Origin of the sequence: Pseudomonas sp. CFII68, from assembly GCF_000416195.1 — a bacterium.
Taxonomy (GTDB): Bacteria; Pseudomonadota; Gammaproteobacteria; order Pseudomonadales; family Pseudomonadaceae; genus Aquipseudomonas; species Aquipseudomonas kilonensis.
Window position 1 is genome coordinate 146,606 of the sequence record NZ_ATLN01000123.1, and the last position, 14,063, is coordinate 160,668.

Genomic DNA, 14,063 nt, shown 5'->3' on the forward strand with positions numbered 1-14,063 from the left:
GACGTCATCACAATTGCGCGCCATCACCGAGGCATAAGAGAGTCTGGCAATGGTGATCGGCGGAGAATGCGATGTTTCGTCCTCTTCCAGCCGCTCGATACTGTTTTGAAAGCTCGCGTCCTGAACATCATGGGGGCTGCTTGGCAGTGCAACATCCTATTCATGCTGACAAAGTCTGACACTGAGCCCGGCTCGGAGAGCTTGTGCTAGTCGTCAGAAACGTGACGCATTTGAAAAACTGTAACGCCAGGGAAGGTGCTGATCGCGCCGCATCCGATTTAAAGGAAAAGGGAGTTTCATTTGAGTCAGGTCACCTTAGACATCCGCCATCTGCGCGATGAGCAGATATTGTTACGTGACGGCGGGCTCTATTGGGTGGCAGTGGATCAGGCGAGCGACTCTGCCGCGCTGGCGGTCCAGTGCCTGGCAGCGATGCCGGCCCATGCGCAAGGGATGTTAGTGTGCTGCGGACATTCAAGTCAGGACCTGGCCCAGGAACTGGCGGCCGATACCGGTCCTGGTCAGCTGAAGCTGTTTGACATCAACAAAGACGACATTGGCCTGACCCTCAAATCGCTGGTCGGCGAGCTGACCCGCGCTGCTCCGGTTGCCGGCACTACCATTGTGTTGATGCTGCCGGGGAGCGCATGGCAGGACGACGTCGCGCCGCAGCTGCGGCATTGCTGTCTGTCCCTGAGGCAATGGCTGGGCGCACGCCAATGCTCCCTGTTGGTGATCAGCCATGGCCAGACACCTCAACTGCATGACGGTTTGTTGCGGCTCAACGATACGATCTCCGGGCTCGCTCAGCTCTATCGCCGTGATGGTGGTATTCGCTATCAATTGCACTACTGGCGCAGCGAACTGGGCGTGTGCAGCGGGCAGGAGTTCGAGCTCGAGTTGCTGGTGGACGGTTTTGCGCTGTCGGTCAATGAGCAGGCCAATGTGCAAGTGCCTCATACCGACGACCAGCGGATCTACCTGACCCAGCGTTCTGTGCTTGAAGGCTCGCCGCCGTTGTCGGATCAGTGGAGGCTGTTCGAGAGCCGCGAGGACTTGCTCCAGCAAGCCAGTCACGCGCGTGCTGCCAGTATCATCGTGGCCATCGACAGCAACCTGCACGTCGAAGCGTTGGCTCGTCAGATTCACGCCCTGCGCGAGCGCTGCGGTATCGCACTGAAGATCATCATCCGCGAGATGGAGCCCTGCCTGCGTTATCGGGACGAGCGTTTGCTGGTGTCCTGCGGTGCCAACATCACCGTGCCCTATGGGACGACGCTGGCGCACTTCTTCAGCATCATCGACAGAGCCCAGGGCCAGACCTGGCGCCAGAGCCGCACCACCAACTTCCAGTCTCTGTTCGAACGTCTGCGGCCGCCCCCCGAGCGCGGTCTGTTAACGCCCCAGGAATTCATCGGCATGGTGGAGCGCGTCTATAACGGCGCCTCTGGAGAAATCAGCCACCAACTGCTCAAGCTGATGCCGCGCGGTGGTCTGGAAATCGAGCAGTACTTTAGTCAAATCGGCTTGCGTCGTTTTGGTGACGTCGCCTGCGTGGTCAATGGTGCCTTTTATCTGTTCCTGTTTGGCTGTCGCGCGGACGGACTGGAACCGGCATTGGGGAATATCTGTCGGCTCGCCTGGCGCGATCTTTTCAGCAGTTTCCAGATTCTCCAAAGCGTTGAAGCGTTGCCGCGCGAGGACTTCCTTGCGGCGCCCTTGCAGCCTCCCACGTTCGCTCTGGCAGAAGAACGCACAGCCAGTAGCGCCGCCGAAGCTGCCGGCCGTGTTGCCTATTCGCCTCGACGCACCACACTGCCCATTACGGACCCTTGTTCATGAGTTATTCCCAGCTGATCCAGGTGATTGGCCTCAGCAGCCTGCTGACCCTGGCACTGATCGTGGTACTGATCAGGTTCGGTCGCCATTTTCTATCTGTCGTGCAGGGTCTCTTGCCCCCGCGTTACCTGAAGTCCCGTGGTGTGCGTCGTCGTGCCCCAGCCCAGAGCGAGCCCAATGAGCCAGTTTGAAGTCATTAACCCGGCGTCAGTGCGCGTCTGGCCGGGCCTGGGCCCCTGGAATCTGTATTTCATCCTCAAGTTCGTATTGCTGTGGGCGGGTTACCTGAACTTGCAGGTATTGCCCAACCTGGTATTCGCGGCGGCGTTGCTGCTGCCGTTGCCGCATCGTTATCTGCGTATCCTGCGCACAGTCATCGCGATCCCCGTGGGTGTTGCGTTGTTTTACCAGGACACCTGGCTGCCGCCCTTCAGCCGCCTGCTGAGCCAACCAGGCGTGCTGGATTTCAGCGGTGCATACATCGTCGAACTGATGGGTCGCTTCATTGACTGGAACCTGTGTGCGCTGCTGGCGCTGTTGGTGGTGGTCTACGCCTTCGTCCGGCACTGGCTGCGCCTGACCACTCTGAGTGTGCTGGGTTTAGCCTGGCTGGCCAGCGCGAATGTGCTAGCCCTGAGCCCCAGCAACGAGCCGGTCGCGGCGGCGGCCAGTGGCGCTGCCATTGCAGCGGTGAGCACGGCCCCCCCGGACAGCGCGACACTGGAAGCCTACCTGCAGAAGTTCTATAGCACCGAGGCTGGACGGCAGGTGGAGTTCAAGCCTGCGACCTCTGCAGCGCAGCCTTTCGACCTGTTGCTGATCAATATCTGCTCCATGGCCTGGGATGACCTGGAAACCGTGGGGCTGCGTGATAACACGCTGTTCCAGCAGATGGACGTTATTTTCGACAACTTCAACTCGGCCACTTCCTACAGCGGCCCGGCGGCGATCCGCCTGTTGCGCGCCAGTTGTGGACAGGTTCCGCACAAGCAGCTCTATGGCACCGCCCCGGAGCAGTGCAGGTTGATGGACGACCTGAGCAAGCTGGGCTTTTCCAGCGAAGTCATGCTCAACCACACGGGGCAGTTCGAAGGCTTCCTTGACGAAGTCCGCGCCCAAGGGGCATTGCCGAGTCCCGCGATCAGTACCAGCAAATTACCGCGTGCCTTGGTGGGTTTCGACGGTTCACCGATCCTGAGCGATGCCCAGGTACTGGACGCCTGGTGGAAGCACCGCGAAGCAGAAAAGAACGATCGCGTGGCGCTGTTCTACAACACCACCACACTGCATGACGGCAACCGTGTGCTGACCGCTGATGGCGGCACCAGCAGCAGCGATTACAAACAGCTGGCCCAAGGGCTGATCGATGACCTCAATGGCTTCATCAAACAACTGGAACTCAGTGGCCGTCGGGTAGTGGTGGTGATCGTGCCGGAGCATGGTGCGGCGCTGCATGGCGACCGTATGCAGATCGCCGGCATGCGCGAGATCCCGAGCCAGGCCATTACCCTCGTGCCGGTCGGCATCAAGTTGGTGGGCATGGGGCATAACCCCGGTTCTGCCCCCCTGCACATCACCGATCCGAGCAGTTTCCTGGCCCTGTCGGAAATCATCAGCCGCTTGTATAGCGCCCAGCCCCAGGGGGATGGCCAGGGGCTCAACTGGTCGGCCCTGCTGAGCAATCTGCCGCAGACAGCGGCGGTCTCCGAAAACGCTGGCACGGTGGTCGTTGACTACGCCGGGAAACCTTACATACGAATCAAGGAGAAAGCAGAATGGCTGCCTTACCCACAGCGCTTCAAGTGAAAGCCAGGGTGCAGTCGCGTGCGGATCGTGCCGATGACATCGCCCGCCTGAAACTGACGCTTGAGCTGCCCGAACTGGACTACGTGGACACCTCCGCACAGATCGAGTTGCAAAAGGCCCTGCATCGCTGGCCGCTGCTGGCAGAGATGGAACGCCAGCAGCCGGCGGCCCTGCCGATGATACGTGAGTGCGGACTGGAGATGCTGTCGTGACCGCACTGAGCCTGCGTGGTCTGCGCGGCGGTGTCGGCACCAGCTCGCTGCTGGCGGCCACAGGCTATGCATTGCATAGCCTGGGCGAGCGCGTGCTGCTGGTCGACATGTGCCCGGAAAACCTGCTTCGCCTGCACTTCAGTGTCAGCTTCGGCGAGCGCGGTGGCTGGGCGCGCGCCATGATCGAAGGTAAGGGCTGGAACACCCAGGCCTGGACCGTGGAACCGGGATTGAGCGTGTTGCCTTACGGCCGGCTGAAACGGGAAGAGCAGGACCACATCGAACAGCGCCTGCTAAACGAGCCGAATCTATGGCGCCGCCGACAGGCCACCCTTGCCGAACACTTTGACTGGATTCTGTTCGATGTGCCCTTGCGACTGCCCGGTCATGCTTGTGTCGGACCCTGTGCGTTGCGCCTGCAGATTGTCGAGGCGGATGCTGCCTGTCACGTGCTGTTGCAGCAGGAGGAAGACCCCCGCGAGCATCTGCTGATCAACCGCTTCGACCCGGTCAGCCAATTGCAGCGCGACCTGCTGCTGATCTGGCGCAAACAATATGGTGCCCGCCTGCTGCCTCTCAACGTGCATCAGGATGAAGCGATGCGCGAAGCCCAGGCGTTCAAGATGCCGGTGGGGGCTTATGCCCAGGCCAGTCTGGTTGCCCAGGATGTGCTGAGCCTGGCCACCTGGTGCCTGACCCAACGCATGGGGACGGCATGATCGCTCGCATTTTCCCTTACGCTCACCTGCGTCGGCGCTATGACCGTACTCCGCCAGTTGCGTTGCTGCTGGCGACAATGAACGCCCTGGCATGGCTGTTGTTGCGTCTGGAGTCACCGAGCTGGCGCGCAGTGCTCAATCAGCCAAAGCGCTGGTATCCACAACTGAGCAACAAGGCGCCGAGCCTGGGCGATCCGTTGCGCTATGCGGTACAAAGCCTCTGGCTACTGCTGGTTCGCCCGGCCAGGCCGCGGGTGTGGACGCTGTCGACCCCTGCCTGGCTCAAACGCGTCGGAGCGCTGTACCTGCGGCAGTGGACGCGGATTGGCAAGGTGCTGGAAGCGTTGCCCCAGCGCGCCGAGTCCAGCCAGCACATTCGTCAGAGCAGCCATTGGTGGAAAGGCCTGGACCGTCACAGCCAACGATTGATCAACGCGGCCATCGGTGTCGTCGCCTTCGTTTTTACGTTGCTGTGCATCACCGAGCCCTTCGGTTACGTCTCCCAGTTGGTATTCGTCTTGCTGCTGTGGGGCTTGGCCCTGCTGGTGCGGCGGGTTCCGGGCCGCTTTGCGACGTTGTTGATGGTAGTACTGTCGACCATCGTCTCGTGCCGTTACCTGTGGTGGCGCTACACCTCGACCCTGAACTGGAACCAGCCCCTGGACCTGATATGCGGGATGATCCTGCTGGTGGCCGAAACTTATTCCTGGGTAGTGCTGATCCTGGGGTACATCCAGACGTGCTGGCCCTTGGGCCGAAAACCGGCGCCGCTGCCGCGCGACACGCGCCTGTGGCCGAGCGTCGACCTGTTGATCCCGACCTACAACGAAGACCTGTCGATCGTGCGAGGTACGGTGTACGCGGCCATGGGCATCGACTGGCCGGCCGACAAACTGAACATCTACATTCTCGATGACGGCAAACGCGAGAGTTTCCGCCAGTTCGCCGCCGAAGTGGGGGTGGGCTACATCACTCGCAGCGACAATCGTCATGCCAAGGCCGGTAACCTCAACCACGCGCTGAAGCAACTGAACGGCGAACTGGTCGCCATTTTCGACTGTGACCATATACCTGTGCGCTCTTTCCTGCAGATGACCACCGGGGGCTTTTTGCGTGATCCGAAACTCGCGCTGGTGCAGACCCCGCACCATTTCCTGTCACCGGACCCCTTCGAGCGAAACCTCAATGTATTCCGCGAGCACCCCAACGAGGGCGAGTTGTTCTACGGGTTGATTCAGGACGGCAACGACATGTGGAACGCGGCGTTTTTCTGCGGCTCGTGCGCGGTGCTGCGGCGCTCCGCGCTGGATGCGATTGGCGGCTTTGCCGTCGAGACGGTTACCGAAGACGCCCACACGGCGCTACGCCTGCACCGCAACGGCTGGAACTCGGCCTATATCAAATTGCCGCAAGCGGCTGGCCTGGCGACCGAAAGCCTGTCAGCGCATATCGGCCAGCGCATTCGCTGGGCCCGTGGCATGGCGCAGATCTTCCGCACCGACAACCCCTTGCTCGGAAAAGGCCTGACCCTCTTCCAGCGCATCTGTTACGCCAACGCGATGATGCACTTCTTGGCCGGCCTGCCGCGCTTGGTGTTTCTGATGGCGCCGCTCGCGTTTTTGTTCCTGCATGCCTACATCATCTACGCCCCGGCGCTGATGATCCTGCTGTACGTGCTACCACACATGATCCACGCAAGCCTCACCAACTCGCGGCTGCAGGGCGACTATCGTCGGACTTTCTGGGGGGAGGTGTACGAGACCGTCCTGGCTTGGTACATCGCGCGCCCTACCACCGTGGCACTGTTTAACCCCAGCAAAGGCAAGTTCAATGTCACCGCCAAGGGCGGCCTGATGGAGCAGAACCAGTTTGACTGGAAAATCGCCCAGCCGTACCTGCTACTGGCGTTGCTGAACATTACCGGCCTGGGTTTTGCCGTCTGGCGCCTGATCTGCGGCCCCCGCGACGAGATTGTCACCGTTGCGGTGAGTATTCTCTGGGTGATCTACAACCTGCTGATCATCGGGGGCGCCATGGCGGTCGCCGCTGAAGTACGCCAGGTTCGCCAGACCCACCGGGTATACGTCAAGTTGCCCGCTGCAGTGCGCCTTGAGAATGGTCACTGTTATCCAGGCATGTTGCAGGACTATTGCGACGGTGGCGCAGGCATCCAGCTCGACACCCCACAGTCGCTGGCGGTGGGTGGGAGCATCTCGCTGATGATGCAGCGCGGCACCCGTGAATTCGTGTTCCCGGGCTACATCAGCCGCAGCCACAAGCACTTCATCGGTATCAGCTTCACCGGCCTCAATGCACAACAGAATGTCGACTTTGTGCAGTGCACGTTTGCCCGCGCCGACGCGTGGCTCAACTGGGGCGAGAAATTCACCCCGGATCGCCCGCTGCACAGTTTTGTGGACGTTCTCAAACTGGGCGGTACCGGTTACTACCGCCTCTACGAATACCTGCCTGCCTGGATCCGCCGCATCGCCGGCCCGCCGTTGCGAATATCGCGCTGGCTGGCCAGTTTTCTGCCGCGCATGCCGGCAGTTGCCCCAACTCTCAACTCTCGATCAGTGAGCGCACCATGAGCCGCTACTTCAGCAAAACCCTTGTTGCCAGTCTGGCGCTCCTGGCCACCGTTTGTGCCCAGGCCGCCACCGCACTAGCGCCGGCCGCGCCAGCCGCGGTCAGCAACGTACCAAGCTGGAACACCGCGTACAGCTTCGAACAGCTGGGCCGTCCCGCCGACAGCCTATTGCTGGGCATCCACAATAGCGACCAGATCGAGTTCAGCCTGCGTCGTGATCGTATTGCCAGTGACGCGAAACTGCAGCTGGAGTACACGCCGTCGCCTTCGCTGCAGCCACAGATCTCGCATTTACGTGTGTATCTCAACGACGTGCTGATGAGCGTTGTACCGATCGAAAAGGACCAATTGGGTAAGAGGGTCAACCAATCGGTAGCCCTGGACCCGCGACTGATTTCGGACTTCAACCGCGTACGCTTGGAGTTCGTCGGCCACTACACCGATGTCTGCGAAGATCCGGCCAACAGCACGCTATGGCTGAACGTTGCGCGCAGCAGCCAGATCCAATTGCAGGAGCAGGCACTCACACTCAAGAACGACCTGGCCTATTTTCCGATGCCTTTCTTCGACACTCGGGGCCAGGACAAGCCGGTCCTGAATGTGGTCTTGGCCGATGCGCCGACCTTGGGCGAGCAGCGTGCAGCCGGAATCCTGGTGTCCTATTTCGGCAGTCTGGCCGCTTGGCGTGGTGCGCAGTTCCCGGTTCTGTTCGACCAGCTGCCGCCCGCTGATGAACACCATCGCGCCAAGTCGGCCATTGTCTTTGCCACCAACGATCATCGTCCGTCCTTTCTGGCTGACACAGACAAGTTCCCGGCCGTGGATGCCCCCGTTGTACAGATGATCGACAACCCGCAGGATCCCTACAGCAAAGTGTTGCTGGTATTGGGTCGCAATGAAGATGACCTGGCTGTAGCGGCCCGCGCCCTGGCCTTGGGCGCAGGCGCGTTCCGAGGCTCGAGCGTAACGGTCAACAAGGTCGAGCAGCTCAAGCCTCGGGTGCCTTATGACGCGCCGAACTGGATGCGCACGGACCGCTCGGTACGTTTCGCCGAGTTGATCAAGTACCCCGAGCAGCTTCAGGCCAACGGGCTGCAGCCACGGCCCATCACGGTGGACGTGAATCTGCCGCCTGACCTGTTCGTCTGGCGTAACCAAGGGATTGGGCTGCAAACCAAGTTCCGTTACACACCACCGTCGGTCAACGACGAATCGCGCTTGAGCATCAGCCTGAACAACCAGTTCATCACCAGCCTGGCGCTGCAAAGCAAGACCGACAGCCGTCTGGAGGAGCTGCGCCTGGCGGTGTTGTCCAACGAGTCGGCTAACCACAGCGACAAGTTGCTGGTGCCAGCGCTGAAGATTGGCGACCGTAACACCCTGCGTTTCGACTTCAACTTCGCCAGCACCTTTGGCAGTGCCCAGCGCGACCGTTGCCAGACTTCACTGCCGGTGAACAACCAGGCCGTGATTGATGAAGAGTCGACCATCGACCTGTCTGGTTACTATCACTACATCGCCATGCCCGACCTGCGCGCCCTTGCCCGAAGCGGTTTTCCATACAGCCGTATGGCTGACCTGTCGCAAACCCTGGTGATGGTGCCGACCCACAGCAGTGCTGTGCAACTGAGTACGGTGTTCGAGACCATCGCCGGAATCTCTGCGCGCTCAGGCCTGCCAGCGTTTGGCCTGCGGCTGTCGGACAACTGGGACGACGCCAAGGCGGATGTCGATCTGCTGGTGTTCGGCGCCATGGCGCCGGGCGTGGGCGATGGTGCCGATGCCAATCTGGTGCTGGACAAGACGCGTGCCTGGCTACTCAAACCGTCCCACGAACAGAGCGGCAAGTCGACCCGCGCCGGTCAGTTCAGCGATGAACGCGACCTGGGTGCCAACCGCATCGACGTCAGCGCCCAGGCACCGATCGCCGCCATCGTTGGCTTGCAGTCGCCGTATCACCCACAGCGCAGCATCGTGGCCTTGCTGGCGAGCGATGACGCCGATTACCAACTGCTGCGCGACACCCTGGGCGACGTGGGAAAAATGGACGCCGTTGCCGGTTCCGTGGCGCTGATCCGCAGCAGTGGCGTAGATAGCAGTTGGGTGGGCCAGCAGTACTTCGTCGGCCACCTTCCGTGGTGGCTGCTGCTCTGGTACCAATTGTCCGAGCACCCGATCCTGCTAGCGGTCATGGCCACCATCAGTGTGCTGCTGACGGCATTCCTGCTGTGGCGCGCACTCCGTTGGGCTGCCCGTCGTCGCCTGGCTGGTCAGGAGTAGTCGGGTGAAAGCTTTCTTCGCGCTGGCCTTGGCCGCGTTGATCGTAGCGCCTGGCTTTGCCGGTGCTACTGAATGCGCTTGGCCGGCCTGGCAGAATTTTCGTCAGGCGATGCTCAGCTCGGACGGACGGGTCATTGACCACTCCTCGGAGCAGTTGATCTCCACGTCCGAAGGACAGAGCTACGGGCTGTTTTTCGCGCTGCTGGGCAATGACCGCGATAGCTTCGCCAAAGTGCTGCGCTGGACTCAGGACAACCTGGCCGGCGGAGACCTTAACCGGCAGCTTCCGGCATGGCAGTGGGGCCGCGACAACGCTGGCCGCTGGCAGGTACTGGATAGCAACAACGCCACCGATGCCGACTTGTGGATCGCCTATAGCCTGCTGGAAGCCGGGCGTCTGTGGCACCAACCGGATTACCTGGCCTTGGGCCGCAGCCTGCTCTGGCGCAGTGCGGCACAAAGCCTGCGCAAGCTACCAGGCCTGGGCCTGATGCTGTTGCCCGGCGACTCCGGATTCGAAAACGCCGAGGGTTGGCGCCTGAATGCCAGCTATCTGCCGCCGCAATTGCTGGCACGCTTCGCCCTCGAAGCACCGATCTGGGCGGAGCTGGCCAGCAACACCGAGCGTCTGCTGATCGAAAGTTCACCCAAGGGCCTGGTACCCGACTGGCAACTGTGGAAACCCGGGCAGGGTTGGGCCGTGGACAGTCAGAAAGGCAGCGTTGGTAGCTATGACGCCATTCGTGTCTACCTCTGGCTGGGCATGCTGGACAAGGATACCCCCGGGCGCACCCGGTTGATCGAACACTTCAAACCCATGCTGGACCTGACTGCGCGGCGGGGCCACGTTCCGGAAAAAGTCGACACACTCACCGGTCTTGACAATGGCGCCGGCCCGGTTGGTTTCAGTGCTGCATTGCTGCCCTTGCTGGCTGCCAGCCCGGACAGCGTGGCGGCCCTCAAGACCCAACGCCAACGCCTGCAACAACAGCCGCCCTTGGCAGATGCCTATTACAACCAATCGCTGATGCTGTTCGGGCAGGGCTGGGACCAACAACGTTATCGCTTCGATAAGAACGGACGCCTCGTGCCAAACTGGATTGCCGCATGCAAAAAATGATCGGTTTCGGGCTGCTGCTGAGCAGCGTTTATGGGGTCGCCCTGGGCGAGCCTCTCAGCCCGCCCGACCAGCAGCAATGGCTGCTGGAGCAGGTCCGCATTGGTGAGGCGCTGTACCGCGAAGACCTGGTCCATGACTCGCTGGCTCGTCTGGAGCTGATCGCCCCGGACAATGCGCAGGTGAAAGTTGTCGAAGTCCGCCAGGCACTGCTGCAAAAAAATCAACCGGAAGCCGAACGCCTGGTCGCCCAACTGCGCCAACAGGCGCCAGGTACGGCGGCCCTGCGTCAGGCCGAGAGCTTGCTGAAAATGCACGGTGCCGACGGTCAACGGGCCCTGCAGGAGGCGCGCCTGCTGGCCGTCGCCGGCCGCTTTGAAGACGCTATCAAGGCCTATCGACAGTTGTTCGGCGATGACATGCCGGACTTTGCCACGGCTCTGGAATATCTGAATGTGCGTAGCGGCATCAAGGCCGAGCGCCCTGTCGTGATCGAGCAGTTGCGCGAACTGGACCGGCAGTACCCCGGCAATGCCTCGCTGCGCCAAACCTTGGCCGGCCTGCTGTTTGCCGAAAAGCGTGATCCTGAGGCGCTGGACGTCCTGCATCAATTGGCTGGCGATCCGAACGCCAGCGACAACGCTGCCGAGCGCGAATACAACTATTGGCTCGAACAACCGGTAGGGCCCGAAACCGCGCAGGGCTGGCGTGTGTTTCTGAAGCTCTATCCCAATACCAGCTTGCGCCCTGACGCGACTAAACAGTTGCAAGAGCAGGAGCAATACCTGGCTGATCCGGCCTGGCAGGCCGGAGTCAAAGGCAAGGCATTGCTTGAGGCCGGCAACCACGTCGGCGCTGAAGCCAGTTTGCGTCGGGCGATCAAGCGTTACCCGCAAGACTCAAGCCTGCTCGGCTCGCTGGGTGTTTCGCTGATGCGCCAGAACAGGCACGAAGCGGCATACCACGCTTTCATCAAAGCCTCGTCCATCGAGCAGGACACCTTCTGGATGACCAAATGGCAGGATCTCAAGGCCGCCAACCATCAGTGGATGCTGCTGCAAAAGGGTGATGAAGCCCTTGAGCGAAAGGATTATCCCGTTGCAAAAAAATGGTACCGGCAGGCGAACCAAGCCAAGCCAAACGACCCTGCGCCGCTGATCGGCTTGTCCTACGTTGCCCAGGGCGAATCCGATGACATCACCGCAGAAGCCTTGCTGGTGCGCGCGCGCAAGCTCGATCCGAGCAATGCAAGCACGGTGCGTGCGATGGTCCGCCTGTACCAGTCGCAATCACCGGAAAAGGCCGAGCACTACCTCGACAGCCTGACGCCCAAAGAACAGCGAGAGTTCCAAAGCGTGCGTCGGGAACTGACGCTGGATCGCCTCAATGCGCAGGCCGATGGCGCTACCCGGCGCAGCGATTGGGCGCAGGTGACGGTAGCCTTGAGCAAGGCTCGCGTGCTGGACCCGGACAATCCCTGGTTGGTGTACCGCTTGGCCAATGCCCAACGCGAACGTGGTCTCAATGCCGAGGCCGATCAAAGCTTCCACTGGCTGTTACAACGTCGCGGCCAGAACGCCGACGCGCGCTATGCCCACGGCCTGTTTCTGGCCAATGCCGAGCGTGACGGCGATGCCATGGGCACGCTGCAACAGATCCCCCGTGCCGCCTGGAGCGACAACATGAACGCGCTGTGGGCTCGTCTGCAGCGTCGCCAGTTGCTCGCGAAGGCCCGAGCGCTACGCGACGGCGGCCATGAGGCCCAGGCCGAAGCGCTGCTGATGCGCGCGCCGACCACTGACGACTACCTGACCCTGGCCGACTGGGCGCAGCAGCGCGGCGACCTGGTACAGGCCGAAAGCCGCTATCGCAAGGTGCTGACCAGCGTGCCGAAAAATACCGAGGCCCAACTCGGCCTGAGCGAAGTGCTGATCGCCAGCGGTCAACCGAACGCCGCCAAGGTCAGTCTTATGGCCGTGTCGGCGCCGGTACCGGCGGATGTGTCGTTTCAGCGCCGGCTGGCCAATGCCTGGGCGTCGCTGGGCGACAAGACGCGTGCGAACGCGCTGTTCGCGCAGTTGCTCAAGACCCCGCAAAGTGATCCGTTGGTCTATCGGGATGCGGCGCGTCTGCTGTCCCGGGAAGAGCCGCAGCGGGCCCTGGATGACTATGCGCGCAGCATGGGCGCGGCAAGGATGATCGAACCGCCACAGGCCCAACCGCGCGACAACCGCGCCATGACCTTGGCCAGCCGTGCCAGCGACAGCGATGACTGGTTGAAGCGCAGCATCCGCAGCGACGTCGACGAGCTGTACCAAAAGCAGAATCCGACGGTGAACCTGTACCACGACCTCGCCTGGCGCACCGACAACAGTTCCTCGGGGGTCTCGGACCTGACCACCCAAACCACCATCCTGCGCATCGACGCACCGGTGGCGCAAGGGCAGGGCTTTGTCCAGGCTGAAGACATAAATCTGGATGTCAGCAATTTTTCCAGCAGCGACCGGTTCGGTTTGTGCGCGGTGGTGGTGAATGGCTGCACCAGCGCTTCGCAGAGCGTGCGCGGCACCCAGCTGGGCATGGGCTGGCACGATGATCGATGGGCCTTCGACCTTGGCCATACGCCACAAGAATTCACCGTGTCGAACTGGGTGGGCGGTGTCACCTACAGCGGCGACTGGAGCAGCCTGGACTACCGCCTCACGGCATCGCGACGCCCCCTGACCAACTCACTGGTGTCGTATGCCGGTGCGGTCGATCCGGTCACCGGAACCCAGTGGGGCGGCGTCACCGCCAACGGCTTCACCTTGGGCCTGAGCCATGACCGAGGCGCCAAGGATGGCGTGTGGGCAAGCCTGAGCAGTCATTGGTTAGTGGGGCAGAACGTTGAGAACAACCAACGGCGCACAGCCATGGGCGGTTACTACTATCGCCTGGTGGAACGTGCCGACGAACGTCTGCGCACTGGCCTGACCCTGATGTACATGGGCTTCGACAAGGACTTGAGCGAAGACACACTCGGCCAGGGCGGCTACTACAGCCCACAGCAGTACTACTCGGTCAGCGTGCCGGTGAACTACGCCTGGCGTAACGCTGACTGGTCGGCCCTGCTCGAAAGCTCAGTGGGTTGGTCGTTCGCGAAAATCGACGGCTCTGATTTCTACCCCAAAGACAATCGCGAAGCTGATCTGCAGAGCCTGCTGGCGCAATCGAACAAGACGCTGGTGGACAACCCGTCCCTGACCAAGAGTGGCAGTAGCAGCAACGGCTACAATTTACGTGTCCAGGGCCTCGTGGAGCGTCGCCTTTCCGATAACCTGGTCCTGGGCGCCGGCATCACCTGGCAGCACAGCGAAGGCTACGCCCCGAGTCGGGCCTTGCTTTACTTGCGCTACACATTTGACCCTTGGCAAGGCAACCTGCCGCTACCGGTGGAGCCGATCTCGCCTTATGCGGATATGCGCTAGAGCGCCACAGCAGCGGCGCCGGGCTGTACACGC

At 61.6% G+C, this 14,063-nt stretch carries 9 protein-coding genes; all 9 read left to right on the forward strand.

Going from position 1 to position 14,063, the window contains the following annotated elements; genetic code table 11:
- Positions 1–300: 300 nt before the first annotated feature.
- The 9 genes from CFII68_RS03325 to bcsC are packed head-to-tail and all read left to right on the forward strand — an operon-like array spanning position 301 to position 14,030.
- A complete protein-coding gene (locus tag CFII68_RS03325) occupies positions 301–1,842 on the forward strand; it encodes a BcsE family c-di-GMP-binding protein (RefSeq protein WP_018612950.1) in 1,542 nt (513 codons plus the stop codon).
- The gene (gene bcsF / locus CFII68_RS03320) at positions 1,839–2,030 is read left to right on the forward strand and encodes a cellulose biosynthesis protein BcsF (RefSeq protein WP_018612952.1); all 192 of its coding nucleotides are present in this window, start codon (positions 1,839–1,841) and stop codon (positions 2,028–2,030) included. Before CFII68_RS03325 ends, bcsF begins: the two co-directional genes overlap by 4 nt.
- A complete protein-coding gene (bcsG, locus tag CFII68_RS03315) occupies positions 2,017–3,645 on the forward strand; it encodes a cellulose biosynthesis protein BcsG (RefSeq protein ID WP_018612954.1) in 1,629 nt (542 codons plus the stop codon). Before bcsF ends, bcsG begins: the two co-directional genes overlap by 14 nt.
- Positions 3,615–3,857: a cellulose biosynthesis protein BcsR gene (bcsR, locus tag CFII68_RS03310; protein ID WP_018612956.1), complete on the forward strand. Its 243-nt coding sequence runs from the start codon at positions 3,615–3,617 to the stop codon at positions 3,855–3,857. Before bcsG ends, bcsR begins: the two co-directional genes overlap by 31 nt.
- On the forward strand, positions 3,854–4,576 hold the full coding sequence (gene bcsQ / locus CFII68_RS03305) for a cellulose biosynthesis protein BcsQ (protein WP_018612957.1): 723 nt from the start codon (positions 3,854–3,856) through the stop codon (positions 4,574–4,576). The genes bcsR and bcsQ overlap by 4 nt, the downstream gene beginning before the upstream one ends.
- Positions 4,573–7,167, forward strand: coding sequence for a UDP-forming cellulose synthase catalytic subunit (gene bcsA / locus CFII68_RS03300; RefSeq protein ID WP_018612959.1), 2,595 nt, complete (start codon positions 4,573–4,575; stop codon positions 7,165–7,167). The genes bcsQ and bcsA overlap by 4 nt, the downstream gene beginning before the upstream one ends.
- Positions 7,164–9,446 (forward strand): cellulose biosynthesis cyclic di-GMP-binding regulatory protein BcsB, encoded by a 2,283-nt coding sequence (gene bcsB, locus CFII68_RS03295; RefSeq protein WP_018612961.1) that lies wholly within the window; start codon positions 7,164–7,166, stop codon positions 9,444–9,446. The genes bcsA and bcsB overlap by 4 nt, the downstream gene beginning before the upstream one ends.
- A gap of 4 nt (positions 9,447–9,450) precedes the next feature.
- Positions 9,451–10,566, forward strand: a complete 1,116-nt coding sequence (bcsZ, locus tag CFII68_RS03290) for a cellulose synthase complex periplasmic endoglucanase BcsZ (protein ID WP_018612963.1) — start codon at positions 9,451–9,453, stop codon at positions 10,564–10,566.
- Entirely contained in the window at positions 10,554–14,030 is a 3,477-nt protein-coding gene (gene bcsC / locus CFII68_RS03285; RefSeq protein WP_018612965.1) for a cellulose synthase complex outer membrane protein BcsC, read from the forward strand. Before bcsZ ends, bcsC begins: the two co-directional genes overlap by 13 nt.
- Positions 14,031–14,063: the final 33 nt, after the last annotated feature.